This window comes from Mycobacterium sp. 050134, assembly GCF_036409085.1.
Lineage (GTDB): Bacteria > Actinomycetota > Actinomycetes > Mycobacteriales > Mycobacteriaceae > Mycobacterium.
Window position 1 is genome coordinate 203,759 of the sequence record NZ_JAZGLV010000004.1, and the last position, 26,165, is coordinate 229,923.

Genomic DNA, 26,165 nt, shown 5'->3' on the forward strand with positions numbered 1-26,165 from the left:
CGACTGACTCCCATCCGGATCATGGACAAATCTATCCTAAATTTCTAATCTAGGTTAAACCAGATGGTTGGGTGGTCTCAACCACGCTCGGCGGGAGGAATCATCGTGGATTTGGGATTGGCCAACGCGCGAGTGGTGGTGACTGGGGGCGCGTCGAACATCGGACGCGGGATCGTCCACGAGTTCGCTTCCGAGGGGGCTCGAATCGTGTTGAACGACATCGACGAATCCCAGTCGGAGAAGGTTTGCCGTGAGGCTCTGGCCCGCGGCGCGGCCGCCGTCGAGGTGGCCGTCGCCGATCTGACTCTGCCGGGTGCCGCAGAATCGACGATGGGGCGCGCGATCGATGCGTGGGGCGGGGTGGACGTTCTGGTCAACAACGCCGGGTGGAGTGTTCCGGGGTTCGTCGCCACCGACACCGATCGGGCCAAGTGGCAGCGCACCATCGAGATCAACCTGTTCACCGCGATCGCCGCGACCCAGGCGGCCATTGCGCCGATGAAGGAGAGCGGCGGCGGCGCGATCGTGTTCATCGCCAGCGACGCCGCGTTCGGCCAGATCCGCCAAGGTGTCTACGGTGCTTCGAAGGCTGCAATGGTCGCGCTGGCCCGCACCACGGCGCGCGAGCACGGTCGGCACGGCATTCGCTCCAACATCGTCTGTCCCGGTCTGGTCATACCCGACGGGCCGGAGGCCGTGGGGAGGACAAGCTTGTGGGCAGTGGGCCAAGACGAAGTCTTCAATCCCAAACAAATCGACTTCATGCTCAAAGACACGCCGACGCGTCAGCTGACGACCGCCGAGGATGTGGCGCGCGCCGTGCTGTGGTTCTCGTCGCCACGCGCTGCGCGTCAAGTCACCGGGCAGATGATCTCGGTGAGCGGCGGCTACACCATGCCCTGAGCCCGACGTCGGCCGTCAGATCGGGTCGAAGCCCGAGATCAGCCATCGTCCGGCAGCCTTGTCCATGGTCACCCGGACGCTGGATGCGGTGTCGGTCGGGGCCTCGTTACCGACGGTCGCCGTCTGGTTGATGAACAGCAGCACGACTGCGTGGTCGGGAGTTGCCGAAACCGAGGCGGCTGCGGGCACTTCGGCGACGGTGCTGATCTGTTGCTGCCGGGCACCGGGGATGACCACGTCGTGAATCAGCTTGGCATATGAGTCACGAAAACCGCCGCTGAGGCCGCTTTCGGCTGCGGTCAATTGCTTTTCCACCGTGTCGGGCTTGTAGGACAGCATCGCGATTGTCGAATCCCTGGCCACCTGAACGGATTCCACGCGTGAGATCGCGGACGCGCGCGCATAGGACTGCTTCCACTTGAGCCAGCCCGCTACGCCGGCGAGCGAGACGATTAACGCCGGCAGGACCGCGAAGGCGACGATATGACCCCACCGGACACGGCGCTTGCCGGTCGTTGTCGGGCGGTCCCCGCAGGCGTCTCCATCGCGTTCTTCCCTGGTTTCGGAGTCCATCCCGCCGTTTTCGGGAGTCTGGTCGGCCGGTGCGTCGCTAGGCTCGGAATGCCCGGCCTCCGTCGGGGCTTGCTCGACGTCTTCGGTGTCCTGGTCGATGAGTTCGGCGCCTGCGGTCACGGTGGTCGTTTCCTTTCCTCGAGCGTGCACGGGCGAGTGGTCGCCGGCTTCGTCAGTGACGGTGCGGTGGTTGTTCACGGCACGAACGCGACATTGGACACCTTCGCGTCGCCGCCGACCTGGGTCACGTCGATGCGCATGCGCCAGGCCCGCGGGACCTGTTCGGCGGTGCCCGCATTCGTCGTCTTCACGCTGACGGCAACCATCACCTGCGCGTCACGGTCACTCACGGATTCCAGGCCCGCCTCGGTGATCGTTCCGACGGATTTCGACTGTGCCTTTTTGACCACCTCGATGAATGGTCCCGACCGTTGCTTGAAGTCGTCGTAGAACGTTCCGGTGGCCGAGTCGAGGATGCGTTGAACGTCGGTATCGGCGTGCTGATAGTCGATGGTCGTGAGGTTGATCGCCCCCTGACGGCCCACCTCGAGGAACATGCGACTCCGCGCCTCGGTTTTGTCGGCCTGGTATTGACGGAATCCGAACCAGCCGATCAGCGCGGCCACGGCCACGACGCTGACCACTCCCACCAACGCGGCGGCCCGCACCGGTGCGAGTCTCGCCGTGGCCGGATGACGGCCCGCCAAACCGTCGGATTCCTCGCCTTCGAGGTCGTCGACCTCCGCAGCCTCGATGTCATCACCCGAATCCTGGGCTGCCGCTGCGTCGGCTATCTCTTCGGCGGGGGCATCATCATCGACTGCCATGTTCGCTCCTTTCCGCTCTGGGCCAAGTCGCTTTGGGTGTACATCTGCCCGTCCGGGCCGACGTAGGCGCCGGTCTTGGGGTCGTACTGAGCCGCCGCGATGGGCGGCGGCGCCGGTGGTGGCGGCAAGGCTGTCGACCCCGGGGTGCCGGGCGGCGGCTGCGGGATGGACTGACCGGTGTAGGTCGCGTTCGGGTCGCCTTTCCAGGCGTAGCCGTTGTTGAGCGGGACATAATTCTCGGCGCTCTCGCACATCTGCACCGTCGGCGCACGCTTGCCAGGCCGTGTTTCGCACGGCAGGTTACGTGCGCCGCGCACGTTGAACATGGCGTCCTGCGGAATCCGGCAATAGATCTGACCCGACGGCCGGTCGGGATAGTCGACAAGGGTCGCGTCCCGGGCCTGCTGTGCGGGCAGGAAGCCGGTCAGGCACGGGGGCGGCAGGTTGAGATTCAGGTTGAAGCTCAGGTAGGCGCCTCGATAGGCCTGCTTGGTGTCTCGGTTGGCCGCCGTCGATCCTTGCAAGACCTCGACCAACGGTGGCAGCAGGACCAGGATCTGTTCGAGGTTCGGCTGGTAGGTGACGGCTACTCCGCCGGCACTTACCAGGTTGGCCAACACGATCGGAAGCGTCGGCTGCACCCGTTCGAACAACCGCCGCACTTGGTCGGCGGCGTCCGGCCCGTGACGCAGAAGCCCCGTGACGTTCTTGTCCTGCGCTCGAAGTTGATCGGTGATGCTTGCCAGATGCGAGGCCCAGGTTTGGATCGAGTCCGAGGTGTCGGTCTGGGTGTCCAGCAGCGGCTTGGACTTGTCGATCAGCGTGGTCAACGAATCCAGGTTGTTGTGCGCGTCGATCGCCAGTTGGGTGGAACCCTTCACCAGCCGGGACAGTTCGGGGCCCAGGCCGCCGACAGCGGTGTAGGCCTCGTCGACCGCGGTACGCAGGTCGTCGCGAGGGATCGCTTGCAGGCCTCGATTGGCGGCGTCGAGCAGAGTGTTGATGTTCGGCGGCACCGTGGTGCGGGCGGCCGGGATGACGTCACCGTCTTTCAGCGGCGGGCTGGTATCGTTGCGCGGCAGTAACTCCACGAACTGCTCCCCGATTGCGGTCTCGCTGTGCACCTGCGCGTCGAGATCGCTGGGTATGTGGATATCGGATTTCAGCGACAGCACCGCGTCGACACCTGTGGCGGTGAGGTGAACATCCGCCACGCGACCGACTTCGGTGCCGCGGTAGGTGACGTTGCCCGACTTGTACAGCCCGGCCGCCGCGGGCAGCTGCACCGTCACCTGGTAATGGCCGACACCGAACAACAGATCCGGAAGATCCATGTAGCGGAACGCCATGACGGAGCCACCCAGCAGGCTGACGGTCGCGAAAACCGCCAGCTGCCAGAGGATTCTCCGGGTGATCACCATGTCACGGCCCCTGATCGAGGTGGTAGGGCACAACCAGCGGGTTACGGGCTGTATAAGGGCTGGGCAGCTGGCCGATGGTGCGACCCCACTGCATCTCCAACTCGGTGAGGTTGCCCTCCCAGCGCGTTCCGGTGAAGAACGACGAGTCGAGGCGGCTCAGCGTCAAGTCAATGATGGCGGTGAGGTTGGCGTAGTCACCGCGGAACCACTTCGTCACCGTCTCCCTCGCGAACGGATAAGTGGTGAACAGACTGAGCGACCGCGTCAGCGCCGGCCCGGCGTTGGCCAACGATTCCACCACGGGTCCAATGTCTTTGAGTTCCTGGACGAGCGCCTGCTTGCTCTGGTTGACAGATTCGGCCGTCAGTGCAGCGAATTTTCCGAGTTGATCCGCGACGTCAGCGAGGTGTTCCCGTTCGTCTTTCAGCACGCCCAGCGCGTCGGGAATCGTTTGTATCGCCCTGTCGACAACCGGCTTTTGCGCAGCGAATTGGCCGACGAGGTTGTTGAGGCCGTCGGCCGCAGCGATGATGTCGCCTGTTTGCTCGTTGACGTTGCCGGCGAACTCGTCCAACTGGCTGATCAGACTCCGTAGATCCGCCTCGCGTCCGGTGAAGGCGGTGCTCAGCGCTTGGGTGATGTCTTGAATCTGGCCGATTCCACCGCCATTCAGCAGCAGGGACAACGCCGCCAGGGTCTGGTCGGTCGAGGGATAGGCGCCCGCCGAGCTGAGCGGGATCAGTGAGCCCTCGTGCAGAGTCCCCCGGGGCGGCACGTCTTTGGGCGGCGCGAGCTCGACGTGCAGGGATCCGAGCAGGCTGGTCTGCCCCATGACCGCGGTCGTGTTGGCCGGCAGGTGGACGCTGCCGTCGAGTTTGATGGTCAGCAAAGCATGCCATCCCTGCCGCTGGATCGCGGTCACGGTTCCGACGTTGACGTCACCGACGCGCACCCGCGAGTTCGGCTGCAGATTATTGACATCGGGTAGCTGTGCGTGAATGGTGTACGCGCCAGGGCCGTTGCCCTCCGTGCCGGGCATAGGCAGAGAGTTCAGGCCGTGCCACTGACAACCGGAGACCTGCGGGGCGCCCAGCATCAACGTGAGCGCGAGCGCACGCACCCATCGACGGCTCACGGCTTTGCTCCCGACGGCAGCATCATGCCGCTGAGCCCGGCCGCGGGATCGGCCTGAAGCGTCGGCGGCGGCCCCTGCGGAGCGGGCGGCGGAGCCTGCGGTCCGGCCGGCGGCGCCCCGTCGGGTTGCGCCGTATTCAGCTGTGGCGAAACGTAATCCGGCCGCATCCAGTCCTCGCTGTAGGTGATCTCGTTGGGCCGGGCCGACGCACCAACGAAGAGGTTCTCGCCCAGCGGGAAGAAGTTGTACTGCCGGTTCTTGATGATGGGCGCGAGGTACTGCACGCACAGCTTCGCCGATTGCGCGGCGCCCACCCGCGCAGCCGCCTGGATGGCCCCGCAGATGAACGAGAGCGGGTCGGCGAAGTTGTTCGTCGACAGCGCTCCTGTCAGCGTTCCCTGGGCGGGCTGGTAGATGTTGACAAAATCTTGCGCAACGGTCGGCCCGATATGCAGGAGCTGTCTCACATCGTCGAGGCTGTCGATCAGCGCTTGTGACACCGACGCGATCTTGTCGGTGGTGGCGCCCACAGCCTCCCGATTTTCCGCGACGAAGCTGCCGACATCGTTCACCGCCGTATTAAGATCGGCTACCGCATCAGCGATTTCGTTGGGGTCATCCGACAGCAGGGTTGTCACCGATGCCAGGTTCTGATTGAGCTCACGCATCAGGTCCTCGCTGTTCTCCAGCGCCGATATCAACACCGACAGGTTCTTCAGCGCGCTGAAGGTGTCGGTGCTGTGGTCACCGAGCACCGACACCGCCTGCGAAAGGTTGATGATGCTCTCGCGGATGTTAGAGCCTTGCCCGCGAAGGTTGTTGGCGGTGGTGCTGATCAAGGCCCCCAGCGTGCTCACACCGCCCGGCTTGTCCGGTTGCAGCATCTGGGTCAGTTTCGTCAACTGGGTGCGAACCTCGTCCCATTCCACGGGGACCGCCGTCCGCTGTTGCGGGATGACCGCGTGGTTCGCCAGGGCCGGCCCACCCGTGTAGGCCGGCGTGAGCTGAATTGCGCGAGCGGTCACCAGGGACGGCGACAAGATGACTGCCTTGGCATCGCGAGGAACCTTGTGCGAGTCGTCGAACCAGAACGTGATCTTGGCGCGCCGCGCCTCAGGCTCGATCTTTTCGATCTTGCCCACCGAGACACCCAGAATCCGGACGTCGTCGCCGACGAACACGCCGTTGCTGTTGTCGAAGTAGGCGACCACATGGGTGCGGCCGACGACTCCCGATGATGTGACGAGTACCCACGTGCCGCCGAACAGAACGACCGCCAAGAACGCGGAGAGCGCCATCCGCATCGTGGATGTGCCGAGCTTCATTGGCCCGAACCCCTTTGGGACGCTGCGCTCCCGGGCGTCGAGACCTCACCCGGCGCGGGAACGAAGATCGGCGTCGGTTTGGGCGCCACAACGGAGTGGTCGTCACCGGGCATGTGCTCGGGCGGCCCGGGTGGCGGTCCGCCTGGCGGCGGAGCGGGTTGCGGTTCGCGCTGCGGATAGCACCCGGGTCCGGGTAGCGGCAGGCCGGGCGGCCCGCAGACGTGGTCTTCGGGTTTGCCGGTGATCGCGTCTGGCAGCGTCTGTCTGGGTGCGCCGCCCTGGCCGGTGCGTGGATAGGGCACCGGCAGTGGTGGCGTGGCGGGCTGGCCCACCTGGGGATCAGTGCGCTGCGACGGCAACAACGTGTTGGGATCCAGCCCGAGATCCGAGAATGCCGAATCGATGAATGGCTGCAGGAACTGCCCGGGGAGCAGGTTGACCACGTAGGCCTTGAAGAATGGCCCGGAAGACACGGACTCCCCGAGCGAAAGGACGTAACTGCCGAATTTCTTGATCCACTCCTGGACCTTTTCCTTGTGGTTATCCACCAGCGCGAGTGCGCCGTTGAGCCTGTCCAGCGCGGGCTTGAGCTGCTGGCGGTTGTCGTCGACCAGCCCGCTCAGCTGCCTGCTGACACGGGAGATGTTGGTCGCGATGTGGTTCAGCGCCGCGCTTTGGGCCCTCAACTGCTTGAGCAGTGAGTTCGTGTCGGCGACAAGCCGTACCACCTCGTCGCTGCGTTGCGCCAGAACCGAAGTCGCCTTGTTCGCGTTGGACAGCAGGTTGCGCAGCTCCGCGTCTCGCCTGTCCAGGGCCTTGGAGAATTGGGCTACCCCTTGCACAGCAACCTCGACGTCGGGTGGTGTGTCCTGGAAGGTCTGCGCCAACACCGATAGCGAATTCGACAGTTGATCGGTGTTGAGGCCGCTGATCGCCGCGGTGATGTCTCCCAACGCATCAGGCAATTGGTAGGCCGGCCTCGTGCGGTCTAACGGGATGGGCCCGGAGAGCTGGCCGCCCCCTCGTGGAGTGACGCCCAGGATCTTGGTGCCGAGGAGGCTCTTGGTCTTGACGGCCGCCTCGGTCCGATCGCCCAGGCGGACATCGCCATCGATCTTGAACTTGACCAGTACGCGCGGCCCGTCGAGCGAAACGCTCGAGACGCTTCCGACTTTCAAGCCGGATACCTGGACCTCGGCACCCGAGGTCAGGCCGCCGGCCTCCGTGAAATAAGCCGAGTAGGACCTGCCCGACGATACGAACGGCAGCTCGTCGTAGTACCAGGCGACGAGCGGGATAAGCGCAACGACGACCAGCCCGATCGCGCCGATGACGACGGGGTTGCGCTCTTGGAAGGACTTCATCTCGTCCAAGGACCGCAGAATGTCACGCACGCGCCTCATTTCGGCGTGCACCTTCCCGACGACTGCCCCGCAACCTTGACGTAGACCGGTTGTCCGCCTTTGCCGTTGAGTTTCAGCACGATGTCGCAGAAGTAGAAGCTGAAGTAGTCGCCGTTGAGGGCTTGGCGGCCCAGGGCCTTGAAGGGATCAGGCAGCGTCTTGAGCAGGTCGTCGACGTAATCGTGGTCCGACAGGACAATCGTCGACGCGCGATCGACCTGCGTGACCGTCTTCCTCAGCGGGGGTCGCGCCTGCTGCAAAAGATCCGCCACCGACGCGGTGCCGGCATTAACGTATGCGAGCCCGGTGGCGATGTCTTTCTTGCGCGCTTCGAGGCCATGCACCAACTCCGACAACGAATCAACGGCCTTGGCGAATTGGTCACTACGGCCGCCGAGCGAACCGAGCACGGTGTTGAGGTTGCCGATTACTTGCCCGATCAGCACGTCGCGGTCGGCCAGCGCGCTTGTCAGCGAAGCCGTTTGGGTCAGGAAGGAGCCGATGGTATCGCCCTGCCCTTGAAATGCCGAGATCAACTGTCCGGTGAGCGCATTGACCTGACCGGGGTCTAGGGCCCGGAACAGAGGACGGAATCCGCCGATCAGCGAGTCGAGGTCCAATGCGGGCGCGGTCCGGTCGAGCGGGATGGTGGCGCCGGCACGAAGCTTGCGTGTCCCGCCGGCGCCTTCCTCAAGGGCGAGGTAGCGGCCGCCGATCACGTTGTCCCAACGAATGACTGCCCGGCTGCCCTCGGTCAGCACGACGGAGTTGTCCGCGCTGAACACGACCAGGACGGTGCCGTCGTCCTGCAGGACGATGTCTTTAACCTTGCCCACCTCGACCCCCGCGATGCGCACGAAATTCCCGTTCTGCAATCCCGTGACATCGGTGAAGTGCGCCTTGAAATCTTGTCCAGAATCGAACCGGAATTGGGCGAAGATTGCGAGCAGGGCGAACATAGCGAGCGCGGTCACCAGCACGAAGGCCATCAGGCGCAAGGCTGCGCCTTTAACGTTGTATTTCACGGCGTTTCGCTCTCCTGGCGTCGTCGCTCTCGTCTGTTCGCGATCATGGTGCGGGCGGTGGGCCTGAGTTGAGGGGCGCGGGTGGCACCCCGGGATAGCGGGGGGTCCCGTCTGGCCCATACTGGGGCGCACCGTAGGGAGGCGCGCCCGGATATGGGATCGGTCCCGGAGCGGGCCCACCCGGATACCGGATGCGCGGCGGCTCGGGCATGCCTTTGGTGAAGGGGAAGTAGTTGGACCATCCCGGGAATCCGATTCCCGGGTTGGGCCGCCAATCGACGCCGGTTCCCCAGCCGGTGTTCGTGATCAGCTGGCGCACGGGAAAGTTCTTGACGACATCGGGCAGCGAGCCGCACCCGGGTTTGCCGCCGGGTCCGCCTTTCGCCGCATTGATAGGCAGATTGTCGGGATAGCGGTACGGATCGTCACCGAGCAACAGAGCGGCGTCGACGATGAGTGACTTACCGTTCCCACCGCCCATGTAATAGGGCAGGCCGGTGTCGATGGCGACCTTGCCTCCCTGGAGTACGCAGGTCAGCTCCGGGTTGTACTTCATCAGCAGGTCCGCCGTCGGCTGCAGAACATTGATCGCGTTGACGAGATTGTCTCTGTTGGGGCCGATCACGTTGATGCCTCTTTGGGCGAATCCGGAAAGGTTGAGCAGCAGCGCGTCGAGATCCTTTTGCTGATGCGTGATCGTGGTGCTCGTCGTGCTCGCCGCGGACAGCACGTGCAGGATGTCCTGCGCGGCCGTGCCGTAGGTGTCGCTGAAGTCCTTGACGGCACGCCAGTCCGATTTGATGGTCGAGCTGCGCGAATTGAGGACTTGGACGACCTGGTTCGCATCGGTGGTGGCCTCACCTATTCGTTCACCTTGGCCGCGGACACCGTCGGCGAGCGCGGACAGCACGCCGTTGAGCTTGGCCGGGTTGACCTGGTTGATCACGCCAACCAGGTTCTGGAACACCGTGTTTACTTCGGTGGTGACGTTCTCCGATCTGAGCACGGAACCGGGCGCCAATCGCTTGGGCGTCGGGTCGGACGGATAGATCAGTTCCACGTACTTGGCACCGAAGACCGTCGTGGCCTCGATGCGCGCCTGGACGTTGGCGGGAATGTCCTTGATCGCTTCGGGATCGATCTCCAGCTTGAGCCGCACCGGCTGGTCATTGCCGTTGATCCCGCCGACCCGTCCGACCTGCACCCCGCGCATCTTGACTTTGGCGTCGGTCTCCATCACCAGTCCGGCTCGATCCGCGGTGAGCGTCACGGGCACGTAGTCACGGAACGAACCGTTGAAGAACTGCCCCACCAACCAGAACAGCAGGGCCAGCGTCGCCACGAAAATCAGCGTCCACCAACCGGGTCGAATCCTGGTCTCGTCCCTTACGGCGTTCATTCTCTATCCCGCCAGGTTGAAGTTGCCCGATTGGCCGTAGACGGAGAGGGTAATCATCACCGTCACGAGAACTGACGCCAGCAACGACGCCCGGGTGGCGCGTCCGACGGCCTCGCCGACGCCTGCGGGGCCGCCGGAAGCTGTGTAGCCGTAGTAGGTGTGGATCAACATGATCACGATGCCGGCGACCGACACCTCGGCGAAGGACCAGACTAGGTCGACTCGGTTGAGGAAGGTCAGGAAGTAATGGTCGTACACCCCCGACGATTGGCCGTAGACGACCGTGGTGCCGAAGCGGGTGGCGAAGAACGCCGCGAGAACCGACACGCAGTAGAACGGGATCACCACGATGATGCCCGCCGCGACCCGTGCGGAGGCGAGATAGGCGATAGAGCGGATACCGATCACTTCGAGGGCGTCGATTTCTTCGTTGATGCGCATCGCGCCCAGTTGTGCCGTGGCCCCTGCCCCGATGGTGGCGGCCAGCGCGAATTCCGCGGTGAGCGGCGCGACGATTCGCACGTTGAAGTAGGCCGACGCGAAGCCCGTGAGAGCTTCGACGCCGACCTGCGAAAACTGGTTGTAACCCTGGGCGGCGACGATCGCACCGGTCGACAGCGTGAGGAAGGCCACGATCACCATGGTTCCGCCGATCATCGCCAATGCGCCTGCACCCAAGCTCATCTGGGCAATCTGTCGCACCAGCTCAACCGGATAGTGGATGAGAACGTCACGCATCGAACCGAGCGTCTTCACGTGGAATTGAATCTGCGCGCCGATGCGGTTCCAGCTGTCGACTCGCGCGCTCACCACACGGGTGAGGCGAGGGAGCGGATAGGGCGACACCTCGCTCATAGGCCGGCCCGGAACCCGAGTGCGGTGACAACGATGTTGATCACGAACAGCGCCATGAAGGAAAAGACCACCGTTTCATTGACGGCGTTGCCGACCCCGGCGGGCCCTCCCCCTACGGATATACCCATGTAGCAGGCGATTAGTCCGGCGGTGAGACCAAACAAAGTTGCCTTGACGAAGCAGATCACCACATCGCCCAAGCCGGTGAGGAGGGTCAGGCCCGCGACGAAGGCGCCCGGGGTGACATGTTGGAAGAAGACCGAGAACACAAAGCCACCGGTCAGTCCCACCAACACGACGAGCGACGACAACAACAGCGCGACCACTGTCGCGGCGAGGACCCTCGGGACGACAAGCGCTTGGATGGGATTGATACCCATCACGCGCTGCGCGTCGAGTTCCTCGCGAATGGTCCGAGCACCCAGGTCGGCACACATGGCGGTCGCGCCGGCGCCCGCGACCACCAACACGGTCACGACAGGCCCGATCTGCAGCACGGTCGCCAACGCCGCGCCGGTCCCCGAAAAGTCCGCCGCCCCGAACTCGCGTAACAGGATGTTGAACAGGAATACCGCCAACACGGTGAAGGGGATGGACAACACCAGGGTCGGCACGAACGAGACTCGAGCGACGAACCAGGACTGCAGAATGAACTCGCGCCATGCGAATGGCGGCTTGAGCATCTGCACGAACGTGTCGAGCGCCATCGCGAAGAAGCCGCCGACCGCACGCAACGGCTTGACGGCGTTGGCCTTCAGCGTGTCAGCGGAGACGACCATCAACACCTCCCGAGCAGCGAGCACGGGCACCGGTGACCCGTGCCGTCGGATTCGGAGGCCACAGCCCAGTGAGCCCCAGGGCGCATGCCATCGATCTCCCCCCGCCGGTTGGTGTTCACATTCGTCTCGTGTTCACATTCGTCTAGCGGAACTGATCAAGAGCGCGGCTGGTTGCGGCCGACCACGCACGTCGCCCCTACTGGCATGTCCAAACGTGCACCCCCTTGACTTGAGGCCCAGCACACAGCGAACCGATGCAGGTGATCCGGCTCACTTTCGAATCGACATTAAACTAGCCGGAAGCGCGCAGCGCAAGCAGCTGTTCCTCAATCGAGCCGAGTCGCCCCTATCGGGTCCTTTGGGCCAGCGCCGACGGGGGTCTGTAAACGGTTCTTGCGCAGCGGTTACAGCACTCACTTACGTCACGCCCAAACCGGGCGATACCGATGAGGAACCGCTTCGGACCACCGCGGACAGAACGTCCGCAAAGCGCCGCGACCACGGGTGTGCACATCTGCTTAACACAGGTTAAGGAGTCGGCCGCCCGAGATGGTGCGCATCGCCATCCGGTCAGATCGACACTCGAGCGACCTTCCATGTTTTTCTAATGTCTGATAAATTTTGCCGATGCCAGTGTCTACGCCCCATCCCACCGACGATTCGTTCGCCCATTTGTACTCTGCGGCCTGGACAGACAACCCCGAACATCTCGCCGACTTCTTCGACCCCAATGGGAGTTACACCGACGTCGCGATGGGCGCTACGTACACGGGCAGGGACGGGCTCCTGCGGTTTCATCGCTGGATGCTCAAGTTCGCGCCCGACTCCAAGATCAGGTTTTTCGACGCCGCCGCGCAGAATGGCCGCCTATACCTGGAGTGGACGTGGAGCGGCTCGATCGACGGTGCGCTCCGACTGCCCAGCGGCCAACACTTTGACGCGGCCGGCCAGCACTTCGACGTCACCGGGATCGCGGCATGCCGCTACGGTACCGACGGCAAGCTGACCAGTCATCGCGACTTCTGGGATGTGGGTCTGCTGGTCGACCAGCTCGGCCACCGACTCGGCGTCGTCGCGTAGTCAAGGGCGCGCGCCCGTCGCAACGCATGCGGCTGGAAGGTGCCGGGGAATCGCTGTCCCCGGGTGTATTTGGCGTCGCATGGGGTGACCGCGCCGGCGCAGCTCGCCCGTGTCGCCGAACCCGGCGGCCGGGTGTCTGGCGTCAGGGGCGCGGCGTCGCGCCAACCGAGACGACACAGTAGGCCCGGACCCCGCTCAGACGAGCCCCCCGTCGTCGGCAATCCCGTCACCGCGCGTGGTAGCGGAGCCTTTGCCCGGTGCCCGAGTTGAATACGACGGTTGGAGGCCGGTGAGGGCAACCGCTTGCACCGGCACGCAAGGGATCAGCCCATGGCTACTGTCGGGCGGATTGTTGGGTCAACGCCGATCCCCGGTCAGCGGCCAGGCCGCCGTGTCCCACCGGAAATCTAACCCGCCCCAAACATTGTCGTGAGGTGCGGAAACGTCGAATTTGACGACGCGAAAGTACGTGAAATGACCTGCGTATACGCGAGAGCCGTTGATGACATCAACCCGAACTTCATGCCGGCTCGCGGGGGCGCAGCGGAAACGGGAGGCTAATCAGCATTGAGTAGCACCTGCGCATTGAGGATGCCGGCTGCGAGTATCTCATCGGAGAGTTTTCGGTCGGAAACCGCGCGTGCGAGTTGCATGGTGGCGACGAGGACGGTGAATAGCCCCAACGCCCTGGTGCGCGCGGCGGACGGGTCCTGTGGAGACAAGTGAGTGGATATCACCTCGACGATGAATCGCATTCCCTCGGTATAGGAATCCCGCACAGCGCCGGTGCAGCGGCCTATCTCGTCGAGCAACGCAGCACTGGGACAGCCAGCGCCTGGATCGTCGCGATGCTGCGGCGACAGATAGCCGCGGACAAATTCTTCTAGCGCTTCGCGCCCGGGTGGTAACGAGCGCAGGGTGTCGTTCTGGAGGCGCAGCTGGTCGGCTAGGACGTTGGCGACCAGATCGTCTTTGGACTGGAAGTGCGCGTAGAACGCACCGTTGGTCAGGCCGGCATCAGACATCAATCTCGCGATACCGGAACCGTCGATCCCATCCTGCTTGAAGCGCTCGCTCGCCGTCTCGATGATCCGACGTCGAGTCTCGGCTTTGTGCTGCCCGTCGTATCTCGCCACGATTCACCTCTCCTCAATCAAGGAACCTCGGACTTGCGCTTCTCAACAATATAGCTTACGGTCATAATATTATATTCGTACGACAATCGCTGCCGTTGCGAGGGAGGCCTTCTCGATGACCACCATGCATGACCCACTGCAGCTGCCGCGCGGGCTGGAACTCCCCAATCGACTCATGAAGGCCGCAGTGAGCGAAGCGCTCGCCGACGCGGCGCACTCGCCCGATGCCCGCCTCATGCGGCTCTACCGCACGTGGTTCACCAAGATGATCAAGCACGGCGTCGACGACGATCCCCTCGTCGACGAACTCCTCGCAGCTCTGCCGCGGGTCATGCTCAAACGCCTCCAACCCGACGCTGCCGCAACAGCACTCGCGGACGACCTCGCTCACCGTTCGCCACGCGTCAGGGAACCGGCCAGGTGGAAGCCCATCTCGATGGACTACTCGCCCACGCACTGGATCCACACCTGGCCCGCAGCCAGCGCATCCTGGCCGCACTGACCGAATTCGACGCACGAACCCTCACCGCGAACTGAACACGACCTCATCGAAAGGCGCGACATGACCACCTGGAAAGACGCTCCGAATCACACGATCGACGTCGACGACGTGACCTTCGCCTACCGCGAACTCGGCAGCGGCTCAGGCATTCCCGTAATTTTCCTGCACCACTTCACTGCGGTCCTCGACGACTGGGACCCGCGCATCATCGACGGCATCGCTGCGCACCACCGCGTGATCGCCTTCGATAACCGCGGTGTTGGCGCGACCGGCGGGTCGGTGCCATCAACCGTCGAACAGATGGGCACCGATGCCATCACCTTCATCCGCGCGCTGGGCCTCGAACAAGTCGACCTGTTCGGCTTTTCTCTCGGCGGCGGCGTCGCCCAGATGGTTGCGCTGCAAGCACCTGAACTCGTCCGCTGCATGATCCTGGCCGGCACCGGCCCCCGCGGCGGCGGCGGCATTGACAAGATGGCCACGATCGTCGGCGGCGCCTACCTCAAAGCGGCGCTCACTCGCAGCGATCCCAGGAACTTCCTGTTCTTCCCACGCACCCCCGAGGGCAAGCACGCCGCCGCCGGGTACCTCCACCGCCTCGAGGAACGCACCCACACCCGCGGCAAGAAAATCTCGATGCAGGCCCGCATCGCTCAGCTCAAAGCCATTCGGCACGCCGGACAAAGCCCACCCGACGACCTCTCGGTCATCACCCAGCCCGTTTTGGTGGCAAACGGGGACCACGACCTCATGGTCGACAACGCACACTCAGCCGACATGGCACGTCGACTTCCCAACGCGCAACTGAAGATCTACCCCGACTCCGGACACGGCGGAATCTTCCAGCACCACCGAACATTCGTGCCCGACGCACTGCAATTCCTCGCAAACATAACCGCATCAAACACAATCGGAGAATAGTCATGAACGTTAATCCCACTCAGCACAACCGCGCCATCGCGTCATACAAGAACGCACCGTCGCGCACCGTCAACGCCGGTGGTGTTACCTACGCCTACCGCGAACTCGGACCGCAGGGCGGAATCCCCGTCATCCTCCTCGGCCATCTCGCGGCCACCCTGGACAACTGGGATCCCGCCCTCATCGATCCGATCGCACAGCAACACCACGTCGTCGCCTTCGACAACCGCGGCGTGGGAGCCTCCACCGGAACCGTCCCCGGCGCCGTCGAGCCGATGGCCGATGACACCTACACCTTCATTACCGCACTCGGCTTCGACACCGTCGACATCCTCTCCTTCTCCCTCGGTGGAATGATCGCCCAGGCGCTGGTGCTCAAACATCCCGAACTCGTCCGCAAGCTGATTCTCACCGGAACCGGACCCGCAGGCGGAGCGGGCATCGACCAGGTCGCGGGAATCACCTATTACGACACGTTGCGTGCCACCCTCACCCGAAAGGACCCCAAAGAGTTCTTGTTCTTCAACCGCGACGACGTTGGCAAGCACGCTGCACGCGCGTTCATCGAGCGCCTTAACCAACGCACCGAGGATCGCGACGCGCCGATCACGGTCAAGGCCTTTCGAACCCAACTCAAAGCGATCAAACGATGGGGACGCTCTGCACCCGCCGATCTGTCGACGATCACCCAGCCGACGCTCATCGCCAACGGTGATCATGACCGCATGGTTCCCACCACACTCTCCGAAGACATGCACCGACGGATCACTGGCTCGCATTTGACGATTTACCCCAACTCTGGCCACGGGGCGATCTTCCAGTACCACCGCGAATTTGCCTCTGCTGCAACCCAATTTCTGAGCAGCTGACCGGACGTCGATGCGTGCCGCGGCCGGCAAGGGCAATGCGCTCGTGGCCCGACAAATTCGGTGTCTATGCGGCCGCGCAGACGTGGCCTTCCGGCACAAGTATGTGCGCTAGCGGTGTAGGTAGCGTCTCTCAGTCCGAGACTGGCCCAGGCCCCGCCAGGACCCAACCCTTCGCGGCGGCCACGGCGCCATAAGTCGGCGCACTGGCGTAGTGACCGCAGTTATCGCACCAGTGTTGATGTGCGTGCAGTTGAGACCAGAAATAGCTTCTGACCTGCGGTTTTAGTGGAGCTGCCGGGAATCGAACCCGGGTCCTACGGCATTCCCTCAAGACTTCTCCGTGCGCAGTCCGCTATGCCTCTACTCGGATCTCCTGGTCACGCGAACCAGCCAGGATGACGATCCCAGTCGCTGTTGGTGTCCCGATGAGTCCCGCGACCGAACTCATCGGTTGATCCCTCTAGCTGATGCCAGGGTCCGGGCCGAGGGCGGTCCCGGTCTGACAGACTAGCTGTCGCTTAGGCAGCGAGAGCGTAGTCGCGCTGATGTGAATCGGCGCTTATATGGTTGCAACGACGCTTACGGTGGTCTCTTGCCTGCACCGGCACGCTTCCCTTGATTCGATGCGCGAAGTCGAAACCGTTCAGCCCCTTGTCTGTGTTCTTCGAGCATCCCTGCCGATTTTCGGCAGGACAATCAATAGTACGCCGCCGTCAACGGTCGGCCGCGGAGATTTGTTCCCCGCCGAGCCGCCGCCGAGTGCCCCCGGACCGGCGACCAGGGGGCACTCGGTCAGGGTGTTGCGCTTAGCTGATGCCCACCACCTCCTGCGCGATGGCGGCGACGCGGGTCTGCGCTGCCGACACGATGCGCTGGCGGTTCTTGTGCGCCTCTTCGTAAGCGATGATCGTCCGGACGTCGTCGGCCTTGGTCAACTCCTTGATCGCGGCCACCGCGTCGTTGATGTTCAGGTCGTCGTACTTGCGGATCGGCAGCTCCTTGGCGTCCAGCACGCCGGCTGCGGCGCGACCAGAGTGCAGTGCGTCGGCCGCCTCGTCGGCGCCCTCCGAGCGGGTGACGCGCTCGGCGGCCTTCAGCGCCGCGCTCTGCGAGGCGGACAACGCCTTCGCCGCGATCTCGCCGGCGCTGCCGCCACGCTTGACCAGGTCGTTGAACGCCGGTCCGGCGGAACGCAGCGCGTCCACGGTCCGATCGACTCCGCGCGCCGACCATGCGACGGGCAGGTTGACCAGCTTCACGGCGGTGCCCGCGGCCATCTGCAGCGGGGTGCGGCGCAGCGCGGCCGGACCCCCGAGGGCGTCCTCGGCCAGCACGGTGGTGAGCCAGTCGACGGTCGCGTTGTGCGCGGTGATCAGGCGGTCGGCCAGGTTCTCGATGTCCTGCCGCTTGGCGGCGACGGCCAGTGCCTTGGTGTAACGGGCCCGGTCGAGCAGCTGGTCCTCGAGCGCAAGGTCGCCCAGCAGCGCCTCGTCGAACGGCTCGGCCTGCTCGGTCAGAGCCTTGACGGCGGCGGCGGCGCGGCCGAGGAATGGGCCGATGACGTCGGGGTAACCGCCGAGCTTGCGGATGGCGCCCTCGATGGCCTCCGCGCGCTTGCGCCCGTTGGCGGCGTTTTGGGTGAGCTCACGCCGCACCGCGTCGGTGCGCGCCTGGATGATGCGGGTTTCCGCGATCTGGATCTCGGTGTTGGTCAGGTCGAGCAGTGTGCGCAGTTGCGCGAGCAAACGGGTCGTGTCCGGTGCAGTCATGAAAAATCGACCTCCTGGGCTTTATGGCTGTTTCGGCGCGAATGCGCCCGTAACAGTTGGCTACCCATCTGGTCGGCCGGGCCAATCCCCTCGATCGGGTATGTGACGCAGCTCGCACTTGCGAACTCTCGGGGGTAGCTAGAGTCCCGATTCCTCCACATCCAGATCGACGTCAGCGCGCCGCGCACTCACACTTCTTCGCGGCAGCGTCGATCTCGGCGCGTTAGATGACGAAATTCAGGTGTTCGACGATGCGGGACGCCACCTCTTGGTCGCCACCGAGGTCGACGTCGCGGGAACGGGCGGGGCACATGGGCCGCCCCCCGGACAGCCGGGTGAACTGCAACCCGTCGAGCCGGATCGACGCGGTCGGCTCGCGACCGCCGAAATCGTCCACGACCTGGGCCCTGCCGTCGACCGCGACACGGATGGTGCGCGCCAGAGGGCCGGTCAGCTCGAACTGAATGCGCGAACTCTCGGGCGCCTTGCCGCGCTTGCCGACGACGTACCCGATGGTGGAGACGATCTCGTCGAGCGAGAGCCGGCCGGCCGGACCGCCGAGTTCGTCGTCGGCCGAGGGCCGCCCCAACGCCTCGCGGATGTCCTGCTCGTGCATCCAACAGTCGAACACCCGCACCCGCATGAACCGCCCGTAGCTCTCCGGGCCCACTGGGGTGACGGTCGGGGCGTTCCACTCCTCGTCGGTCAACTTGGTCAGCGCCGCGCGCCGCTCGTCGGTCACCGCGCGGAACCGCTCGAGCACGCTGTCACCGGGTTCCCCGGCGAGGTGGCGAACCCAGCACTCGTTCATCACGCCGATGTCGTTGCGCACATGGCCGAGGGCGGAGACGTCCACATCCGGCTGGGGCGCCGAAACCCCGGACAGGAAGGACTCCGTCCCGATCATGTGCGAGGTCAGGGCCTTGACGTCCCAGCCCGGCAGCGGGCTCGGCGCCCGCCACTGCTCTTCGGTGATCCCGTCCAGGAGCGCGCCGAGGTCGTCCCAAACCTCGAAAAGCCCGGCGAGCACGTCGGATTTGTCGAGCTTGGTGATGGGGCGATCGGCCATGGACGGATAGTAGGCCGCTCACCTGCCGATAAATAGGCCTACCCGGCCGCGCCTTCAGCTCGCCGCGATCATGGCCACCGAACCCATGGCCATCACCATCCCGACGCCCTGGCAGCGGCTCACCCGCTCGCGGAGCACCACCATCGCCAGCACCACGGTCGCCGCCGGGTATAACGAGATCAGGATGCTGGCCAGCGAGAGCAGCCACGTGTGCAGCGCCACCAGCATGGTGACGTTGGCGCAGATGTCGAGCAGGGCGACGCCGAGGGCGAGCTTCAGCGGGTTCCCGCGGGGCAGCCGCAGGTTGTTGCTGAACGCACCCATGGCGAGCACCACCACCGTCGCGGACAGCCGGGCGAACACCAGTGGCCAGAGCTTGGACGCGTGCGGCGCCTGGTGCAGGAACACCAGGTTCAGCCCCATCGCCGCTCCCGCCAGCACGGTGAGCCACGCCACCTTCGGCGTGAACCGGTACGGGGTCTGCGCGGCGTCCGTGGCTTCGCGGCTGACGAGCATCACCGCGATCAGCGCCAGCACGACACCCACCAGGGCCCCGGGCCCGGGCCGCTCCCCCAGCGCCATCCCGACCGCCACCGGCACCGCGGCATTCAGCACGGCCGCCAACGGCGAGACCACCGAGATCGGGCCGGAGCCCAGCGCCGCGAAGAACGCCCACATGCCGATCGCCATGCCGACGCCGTACAGGCCGCCCCACAAGAACGCGCCCGATTGGATGGGTCCGCCGACCGCGATGGCCAGCGCGCCGAGCAGCACCGTCTCGAGCGGGTAGACGACCAGCATCACCCGCAGCGCGGCGACCCGTCGGGCGGCCACGCCGCCCACGAAATCGCTCACCCCATAGGTGACGGCGGACAGCTCGGCGTACGCCGCCCCGATCAGTTCATGCCCTTGGCTCGGCGGCCCATCTCCCGGACCACTTCGCGGTTGGCATCTCGGCGGGCCATGTCCTGGCGCTTGTCGTAAGCCCGCTTACCGCGTCCAAGCGCGAGCTCGACCTTGACCTTTCCTTCGGTGAAATACAGAGACATAGGCACGAGCGCGACGTTACCATCACGTATCTTCCCGACCAGTCTGTCGATTTGTTGCCTATGTAACAACAACTTTCGGTTGCGGCGTGGCTCATGATTGGTCCAGCTACCGTGCTGGTACTCGGGTATGTACAAGTTGCGCAACCACACTTCACCGTCGTCCACGGTTGCGAAAGCGTCGGCCAGCGAGGCGTGGCCCTCGCGCAGGGACTTCACTTCGGTACCCTGCAAAGCCACTCCGGCCTCGTAGACCTCTTCGATCGAATAATCGTGCCGCGCTTTGCGATTGGTGGCGATGATTTGTTTGCTGCCACGCTTGCCGCCCGCCGCTTTGCCCCGCCCTGGGTTGTTGGCCACAGCTACCGCCGAATGTAGAGGCGCAGCGTGGCGTAAGCGGTCAATCCCGCCATCGACACGCCGAGTAGGAAGAGGATCGGCGAGATGTAAAGGATGTCGGCGTAGTCGACGCGCGCGATCAAATTGGCTTGGTAGAACTGGTTCAGCGCGTTCTCCAGTAACAACGCCCGGACCAGCACCAGGCCGACGACGGCGATCGCCACGCCGAGGGCCGCGGCGACCATGGCCTCCACCAGGAAGGGCAGCTGGGTGTACCAGCGGCTCGCGCCCACCAGCCGCATGATCCCGATCTCCGTGCGCCGCGTGTACGCCGCGACCTGGACCATGTTGGCAATCAGCAAGATTGCCCCGATGGCCTGCACCAACGCGACGGCGAACGCCGCGTTGCTCAGGCCGTCCAGCACCGCGAACAGCCGGTCGATCAGGTCTTTCTGGTTGAGCACCGAAAGCACCCCGGGCTGACCCTGCATCGCCGTGTCAAATTCCTTGTGCTGCTCGGGGTTATCCAGCTTGACGATGAATGACGCTGGGAAGGAATCCTTTCCGGCGACGTCCTTGTACTGCGGAAACTTCCGGATCGCGTCGTCGTACGCGTCCTGCCGGTTGAGGAATCGCACCGATTTGACGTCCTGGCGGCCATCGATCTTCTCCCGCAGCGCCTTGCACGGATTGCTGCCGCACGTCGGGTCGTTGGCCGATACGTCGTCGGTCAAGAACACCTGCGTCTCCACGCGGTCGAGATAGATCGCCCGCGAGTGTTCGGCCAACCGGACAACGAGCAGGCCGCCGCCGAACAGGCCGATGGAGATCGCGGTGGTCAGGATCATCGCGACCGTCATGGTGATATTGCGGCGAAGCCCGGTGAGGACTTCGTTCAGTAGGAAGCCAAAACGCACTTAGCGGTCCATCCCGTAGACACCGCGCTGCTCGTCCCGAACCAGCCTGCCCAGGGACAGTTCCAAGACCCGCTGCCGCATCGAGTCGACGATGTGGTGGTCGTGGGTGGCCATCACCACCGTCGTACCGGTGCGGTTGATCCGCTCCAACAAATCCATGATGTCCTTACTGGTGTCCGGGTCGAGGTTGCCAGTCGGCTCGTCGGCCAGCAGCACCAGGGGTCGGTTGACGAACGCGCGTGCGATCGCGACCCGCTGCTGCTCGCCGCCGGACAGCTCGTGCGGCAACCGGTTGGCTTTGCCCGACAGGCCGACGGTCTCGAGCACGTCGGGCACCACACGGTTGATCGCGTCGGCGCGCTTACCGATGACCTCCAGCGCAAAGGCGACGTTCTCGTACACCGTCTTCTGCTGCAGCAGGCGGAAGTCCTGGAACACGCAGCCGATCACCTGGCGCAGCTTGGGGACGTGCCGCCCGGGAAGCTTGTTGACGTGGAACTTCGAGACCCGCACATCGCCGGTGTTCGGCGATTCCTCGCCGAGCAACAGCCGCATGAACGTGGACTTGCCCGAGCCCGACGGGCCGATGAGGAAGACGAATTCACCCTTGTCGATCTTGACGTTGACGTCGTCCAGGGCGGGACGCGCCGACGCTTTGTACTTCTTGCTGACATGGTCCAGGGTGATCATCACGGCACGCCAGTGTAGCGGTGAATTTCGCTGGCAAGCCAAAGTCAACTGGCTGGCGGCGGCGAACTCGGCACCGGACCGGGCCCCGGCTGCGGCAACTGCTGCGGCGAAGTCGAGGGCGACGCCGTGGGTGTCGTCGGGCTTGGGCTGGGCGGACAGAACGGCGGCGGCAGCAGGCACGGCGGCGTCGGCAACCCGAAGGGCGGCGGCGGTGTGGTGGTCGTCGTGGTGATGGGGACGGTGGTCGTCGGAGGCACCGTGCTCGTCGGCGTGGGCGTGTAGGTGACGGTGACCGGCGGTTGGCGCACCTGGCTGCGCGGCACCCACGTGTAGTTGGGGTCCGGCACGAAGCCCGGGGGCACCACCTGCTGTGGCGGGGGCTTGGGCGCGGGCTCGGGACGGTATGTGTCGTAGGTCCACCACGTCGCGATGAACGCGATGATCAGGATCACCGTCGAGGTCCGCATTCGGCCGCCGAAGAGATGGCTCCAGCGTCGCTTCGAATCGTCGCTGCGCTTCTCAAGGATGCTCAGCGTCAACTTCACCGGCGTTGCACCGCCGCCGTAGGCTCGTCGCCGGCCTGCTCTTCAGCGGCTTGAGCGGCCGGGACGGCGGGATCCTCGACCAGGCCCACTCTTGCGTCCGCCGCCGTCACAATGCCGGCACGGGCCAGCGCCCGGATGACCAGGACCCGCAGTTGCCTGCCGGCCTCGAACTGCTTGCCGGGCAGCGTGCGGGCCACCATGCGCAACGTGACGGTGTCGACCTCGATGCTCTCCACCCCCATCAGGGTGGGCGCGTCCAACAGCAACTCGCCCAGCACCGGGTTGTCCATCGCATGCTCGCACTCCTGGTGCAAGACCTCGTTGACCCGGTTCAGGTCGGTGGCGGTGGAGACCGGAATGTCCACCACCGCACGCGCCCAGTCCTTGGAGAGGTTGTTCACCTTCACGATCTGGCCGTTGGGCACCGTGAACACCTCGCCGTTCGACGAACGCAGTCTGGTCACCCGCAGCGTCACGTTCTCGACGGTGCCGCGCGCGTCGGTTGTCGACCCCGAGATGGTGAGCTCGACCAGATCGCCGAAACCGTACTGCTTCTCGACGATGATGAAGAACCCCGAGAGCAGGTCACGCACGAGCTGCTGCGCGCCAAAACCCAGCGCGGCGCCCACCACCGTGGCCGGGGCCACCAGGCCGCCCACCGAGAACTGCAGCACGTCGGCGACCTGCAAGACGACCCAGATCGCGATGATGACAATGGAGACCCACTGGATCACCGACGCCACCGCCTGGCGGTGCTTCGTCGCTTCCGATCGGACCAGGGCGTCGCTCTCGGCGAAGCCGACGTCGAGCTGACGGGTCACCTGCTCCGCCACCCAGGTGACGAAGCGGACCGCCAGCACCGCCGCGATCAACAGCATGACCACCCGGAGACCACGGGTGATGATCCATTGACCCATGGCGCCGCGCCAGAAGTCGTGCCAGCCCAGCGCGGTCACCCAGGAAAGAACTGTGTTAGTCGTCATCTTTTCGGTTGCGCCATCGGATTCCCGCTTCCAGGAAGCCGTCGATGTCTCCGTCCAATACGGCCGCCGGATTGCCCACCTCGTACTCGGTGCGCAGGTCCTTGACCATCTGATAGGGGTGCAACACGTAGGAGCGCATCTGGTTGCCCCACGAACTGCCGCCCTCACCCTTCAACGCGTCGAGCTCAGCGCGTTCTTCTAATCGCTTGCGCTCCAACAGCTTTGCCTGGAGCACCCGCATCGCCGAGACCTTGTTCTGCAATTGCGACTTCTCGTTCTGGCAAGTCACGACGATACCCGTTGGGATGTGGGTTAAACGAACCGCGGAGTCGGTAGTGTTCACCGACTGGCCGCCGGGGCCGCTCGAACGATAAACGTCAACGCGCACATCACCTTCGGGGATGTCGATGTGATCGGTGGTGTCCACCACCGGCAGCACCTCGACTTCGGCGAACGACGTCTGGCGACGGCTCTGGTTGTCAAACGGGCTGATCCGCACCAGCCGGTGGGTGCCCTGCTCGACGGACAGGGTGCCGTAGGCGAACGGGGCGTGCACGGCGAAGGTCGCACTCTTGATGCCGGCCTCCTCCGCGTAGGAGGTGTCGAACACCTCGACGGGATATTTGTGTTGCTCGGCCCACCGGATGTACATCCGCATCAGCATCTCGGCCCAGTCGGCGGCGTCCACCCCACCGGCGCCGGAGCGGATCGTGACCAGCGCCTCGCGTTCGTCGTACTCGCCCGAGAGCAGGGTGCGCACCTCGGTGGCCTCGATGTCGGCACGCAGCGCCTTCAGCTCCGCGTCGGCCTCGGCGAACGCGGCTACGGCGCTAGGGGCGCCGTCGCCCTCCTCGGCCGCCAACTCGTACAGCACCGGCAGGTCGTCGAGGCGCTGCCGCAGCTCCTGGATCCGGCGCAGCTCCCCCTGCGCGTGGGACAACTCGCTGGTGACCCGTTGGGCGCGGGCCTGGTCGTCCCACAGCTGCGGGTCCGATGCCTCGTGCTCCAGCTTCTCGATGCGACCGCGCAAACCGTCCACGTCGAGCACGCGCTCCACCGTCGTGAGGGTGGAGTCGAGGGCGGCGATATCGGCTTGACGGTCGGGTTCCACAGCGGACAACGTTACCGGGGCCCCGAAGGACCTCGGCTCCCGGCGAGTGCTCGGGCCACGACCAGCGGTCATGCGTTTAGCATCGAGACACGATCATGTGCCACCCCGCCCCACGCGCCGACCAGTTGACAGCCCCCCTGCGCGCGAACCGGGCACGGATAGAAGGTGGAGTATGCGCCCATACCACGTAGCTATCGTCGGCGCCGGCCCGTCGGGTTTCTTCGCCGCGGCCTCGCTGCTCAAGGCGGCCGACTCCACCGAGGACGTCGACGTCGCCGTCGACATGCTCGAGATGCTGCCCACGCCGTGGGGCCTGGTGCGATCCGGCGTGGCGCCCGACCACCCCAAGATCAAGTCGATCAGCAAGCAGTTCGAGAAGACGGCCGAAGACCCGCGCTTCCGTTTCTTCGGCAACGTGGAGGTCGGCGAGCACGTGCAGCCCAGCGAGCTGGCCGAGCGCTACGACGCCGTCGTCTACGCGGTCGGCGCGCAATCCGACCGGGCGCTGAACATCCCCGGCGAGGACCTGCCCGGCAGCATGTCCGCCGTCGACTTCGTGGGCTGGTATAACGCGCATCCCAACTTCGAGCAGTCGACACCCGATCTGTCGGGCGCCCGGGCGGTCGTGGTGGGCAACGGCAACGTGGCGTTGGATGTCGCGCGCATCCTGGTCACCGATCCCGACGCGTTGAAGCTCACCGACATCGCCGACCACGCGCTGGAATCGCTGCGGCCCTGCGGTGTCGACGAGGTGGTGGTCCTCGGCCGCCGCGGACCCCTGCAGACGGCATTCACCACGCTGGAGCTGCGCGAACTCGGGGAGCTCGAAGGGGTCGACGTGATCGTCGACCCGGCCCAGCTCGAGGGCATCACCGACGAGGACGCGGCCGCCGCCGGCAAGACGACCAAGCAGAACATCAAGGTGATGCGGGAGTACGCGGGCCGCGCCCCGCGCCCCGGCCACCGCCGCATCGTCCTGCGGTTCCTGACCTCCCCCATCGAGATCACGGGAGATGGCAAGGTCGAGCGCATCGTGCTGGGCCGCAACGAGCTGGTCACCGATGCCAGCGGGTGGGTGTCGGCCAAGGACACCGGCGAGCGCGAGGAGCTGCCCGTCCAGCTGGTCGTCCGCTCGGTCGGTTACCGCGGCGTGCCGACGCCGGGCCTGCCGTTCGACGAGAAGACGGCGACGATCCCCAACACCGACGGCCGGGTCGACGGCCGTCGCAACGAATACGTGGTCGGGTGGATCAAGCGCGGCCCCACCGGCGTGATCGGCACCAATAAGAAGGACTCGCAGGACACCGTCGACACCTTGCTCGCCGACCTCGCCCGCGCCGACGAGGGCGAGTTGGCGGCCTTCCCGCCCGACCACCGCGACGAACTGGCCGCCTGGCTGGCGTCGCGTCAGCCGAAGCTGGTCACCGCCGCGCACTGGGAGGTCATCGACCGCCACGAGCGGGCCGCGGGCGAACCGCACGGGCGACCCCGCGTCAAGCTGCCCAACCTGACCGACCTGCTGCGCGTCGGCCACGGCTGACCG

Annotated in this window: 26 protein-coding genes and 1 other RNA gene; 6 read left to right on the plus strand and 21 right to left on the minus strand. The window is 65.1% G+C overall.

What is annotated here, in order from left to right:
• Positions 1-105: 105 nt before the first annotated feature.
• Complete coding sequence (locus SKC42_RS06490; protein ID WP_330963469.1) at positions 106-903, plus strand: SDR family NAD(P)-dependent oxidoreductase; 798 nt, start codon at positions 106-108, stop codon at positions 901-903.
• Positions 904-918: 15 nt separating this feature from the next.
• Here the strand turns inward: SKC42_RS06490 and SKC42_RS06495 are convergent, their stop codons facing one another.
• The 10 genes from SKC42_RS06495 to SKC42_RS06540 form a co-directional block, all read right to left on the minus strand.
• The gene (locus SKC42_RS06495; protein ID WP_330963470.1) at positions 919-1,476 is read right to left on the minus strand and encodes a hypothetical protein; all 558 of its coding nucleotides are present in this window, start codon (positions 1,474-1,476) and stop codon (positions 919-921) included.
• A gap of 194 nt (positions 1,477-1,670) precedes the next feature.
• Positions 1,671-2,303, minus strand: coding sequence for an Mce protein (locus SKC42_RS06500; RefSeq protein WP_330963471.1), 633 nt, complete (start codon positions 2,301-2,303; stop codon positions 1,671-1,673).
• Entirely contained in the window at positions 2,267-3,724 is a 1,458-nt protein-coding gene (locus SKC42_RS06505; protein ID WP_330963472.1) for an MlaD family protein, read from the minus strand. The genes SKC42_RS06500 and SKC42_RS06505 overlap by 37 nt, the downstream gene beginning before the upstream one ends.
• 1 nt (position 3,725) lies before the next feature.
• Entirely contained in the window at positions 3,726-4,820 is a 1,095-nt protein-coding gene (locus SKC42_RS06510; protein WP_330963595.1) for an MCE family protein, read from the minus strand.
• Positions 4,821-4,855: 35 nt separating this feature from the next.
• Positions 4,856-6,184, minus strand: a complete 1,329-nt coding sequence (locus tag SKC42_RS06515; RefSeq protein WP_442932017.1) for an MCE family protein — start codon at positions 6,182-6,184, stop codon at positions 4,856-4,858.
• Complete coding sequence (locus SKC42_RS06520; protein ID WP_330963597.1) at positions 6,181-7,548, minus strand: MCE family protein; 1,368 nt, start codon at positions 7,546-7,548, stop codon at positions 6,181-6,183. The genes SKC42_RS06515 and SKC42_RS06520 overlap by 4 nt, the downstream gene beginning before the upstream one ends.
• A 35-nt stretch (positions 7,549-7,583) precedes the next feature.
• Positions 7,584-8,612 carry an MCE family protein gene (locus SKC42_RS06525; protein WP_330963473.1) on the minus strand — a complete coding sequence of 343 codons (1,029 nt, stop codon included), beginning with the start codon at positions 8,610-8,612 and terminating at the stop codon, positions 7,584-7,586.
• A gap of 43 nt (positions 8,613-8,655) precedes the next feature.
• The gene (locus SKC42_RS06530; protein ID WP_330963474.1) at positions 8,656-10,011 is read right to left on the minus strand and encodes an MCE family protein; all 1,356 of its coding nucleotides are present in this window, start codon (positions 10,009-10,011) and stop codon (positions 8,656-8,658) included.
• Between the two features lie 3 nt (positions 10,012-10,014).
• Positions 10,015-10,866 carry an ABC transporter permease gene (locus SKC42_RS06535; RefSeq protein ID WP_330963475.1) on the minus strand — a complete coding sequence of 284 codons (852 nt, stop codon included), beginning with the start codon at positions 10,864-10,866 and terminating at the stop codon, positions 10,015-10,017.
• Positions 10,863-11,645 (minus strand): MlaE family ABC transporter permease, encoded by a 783-nt coding sequence (locus tag SKC42_RS06540; RefSeq protein WP_330963476.1) that lies wholly within the window; start codon positions 11,643-11,645, stop codon positions 10,863-10,865. The genes SKC42_RS06535 and SKC42_RS06540 overlap by 4 nt, the downstream gene beginning before the upstream one ends.
• Positions 11,646-12,272: 627 nt before the next feature.
• On the opposite strand from SKC42_RS06540, the gene SKC42_RS06545 reads away from it, so the two are divergent.
• Positions 12,273-12,725, plus strand: coding sequence for a nuclear transport factor 2 family protein (locus SKC42_RS06545; protein WP_330963477.1), 453 nt, complete (start codon positions 12,273-12,275; stop codon positions 12,723-12,725).
• Between the two features lie 557 nt (positions 12,726-13,282).
• Here the strand turns inward: SKC42_RS06545 and SKC42_RS06550 are convergent.
• Positions 13,283-13,861 (minus strand): TetR/AcrR family transcriptional regulator, encoded by a 579-nt coding sequence (locus tag SKC42_RS06550; protein WP_330963478.1) that lies wholly within the window; start codon positions 13,859-13,861, stop codon positions 13,283-13,285.
• A gap of 115 nt (positions 13,862-13,976) precedes the next feature.
• Between SKC42_RS06550 and SKC42_RS06555 the strand changes: the two genes are divergently transcribed.
• From SKC42_RS06555 to SKC42_RS06565, 3 genes are read left to right on the plus strand one after another with little or no spacing between them, the layout of a single operon-like run.
• Positions 13,977-14,363: a hypothetical protein gene (locus SKC42_RS06555; protein ID WP_330963479.1), complete on the plus strand. Its 387-nt coding sequence runs from the start codon at positions 13,977-13,979 to the stop codon at positions 14,361-14,363.
• 60 nt (positions 14,364-14,423) lie between these two features.
• Positions 14,424-15,284 (plus strand): alpha/beta fold hydrolase, encoded by an 861-nt coding sequence (locus SKC42_RS06560; RefSeq protein WP_330963480.1) that lies wholly within the window; start codon positions 14,424-14,426, stop codon positions 15,282-15,284.
• Positions 15,285-15,286: 2 nt separating this feature from the next.
• Positions 15,287-16,153 (plus strand): alpha/beta fold hydrolase, encoded by an 867-nt coding sequence (locus tag SKC42_RS06565; protein WP_330963481.1) that lies wholly within the window; start codon positions 15,287-15,289, stop codon positions 16,151-16,153.
• A 283-nt stretch (positions 16,154-16,436) separates the two neighbouring features.
• Here SKC42_RS06565 and ssrA read toward each other — a convergent pair.
• The 10 genes from ssrA to prfB all read right to left on the minus strand — a co-directional run bounded on the left by ssrA (position 16,437) and on the right by prfB (position 24,622).
• Positions 16,437-16,804, minus strand: a transfer-messenger RNA (tmRNA) gene (ssrA, locus tag SKC42_RS06570).
• Positions 16,805-16,959: 155 nt separating this feature from the next.
• Complete coding sequence (locus tag SKC42_RS06575) at positions 16,960-17,922, minus strand: ferritin-like domain-containing protein (protein WP_330963482.1); 963 nt, start codon at positions 17,920-17,922, stop codon at positions 16,960-16,962.
• Between the two features lie 223 nt (positions 17,923-18,145).
• Complete coding sequence (locus SKC42_RS06580) at positions 18,146-18,991, minus strand: maleylpyruvate isomerase family mycothiol-dependent enzyme (RefSeq protein ID WP_330963483.1); 846 nt, start codon at positions 18,989-18,991, stop codon at positions 18,146-18,148.
• Positions 18,992-19,045: 54 nt separating this feature from the next.
• Positions 19,046-19,891: an EamA family transporter gene (locus SKC42_RS06585; RefSeq protein WP_330963598.1), complete on the minus strand. Its 846-nt coding sequence runs from the start codon at positions 19,889-19,891 to the stop codon at positions 19,046-19,048.
• Positions 19,888-20,397, minus strand: a complete 510-nt coding sequence (smpB, locus tag SKC42_RS06590) for an SsrA-binding protein SmpB (protein WP_330963484.1) — start codon at positions 20,395-20,397, stop codon at positions 19,888-19,890. The genes SKC42_RS06585 and smpB overlap by 4 nt, the downstream gene beginning before the upstream one ends.
• A gap of 2 nt (positions 20,398-20,399) precedes the next feature.
• A complete protein-coding gene (ftsX, locus tag SKC42_RS06595; protein ID WP_330963485.1) occupies positions 20,400-21,293 on the minus strand; it encodes a permease-like cell division protein FtsX in 894 nt (297 codons plus the stop codon).
• Positions 21,294-21,983 (minus strand): cell division ATP-binding protein FtsE, encoded by a 690-nt coding sequence (gene ftsE / locus SKC42_RS06600; protein ID WP_330963599.1) that lies wholly within the window; start codon positions 21,981-21,983, stop codon positions 21,294-21,296.
• 44 nt (positions 21,984-22,027) lie between these two features.
• Entirely contained in the window at positions 22,028-22,528 is a 501-nt protein-coding gene (locus tag SKC42_RS06605) for a hypothetical protein (RefSeq protein WP_330963486.1), read from the minus strand.
• On the minus strand, positions 22,525-23,511 hold the full coding sequence (locus SKC42_RS06610) for a mechanosensitive ion channel family protein (RefSeq protein WP_330963487.1): 987 nt from the start codon (positions 23,509-23,511) through the stop codon (positions 22,525-22,527). Before SKC42_RS06610 ends, SKC42_RS06605 begins: the two co-directional genes overlap by 4 nt.
• A complete protein-coding gene (prfB, locus tag SKC42_RS06615) occupies positions 23,501-24,622 on the minus strand; it encodes a peptide chain release factor 2 (RefSeq protein WP_330963488.1) in 1,122 nt (373 codons plus the stop codon). The genes SKC42_RS06610 and prfB overlap by 11 nt, the downstream gene beginning before the upstream one ends.
• A 172-nt stretch (positions 24,623-24,794) precedes the next feature.
• Here prfB and SKC42_RS06620 point away from each other — a divergent pair, with 172 nt between their 5' ends.
• Positions 24,795-26,162, plus strand: coding sequence for an FAD-dependent oxidoreductase (locus SKC42_RS06620; protein WP_330963489.1), 1,368 nt, complete (start codon positions 24,795-24,797; stop codon positions 26,160-26,162).
• The last annotated feature ends 3 nt before the right edge of the window (positions 26,163-26,165 follow it).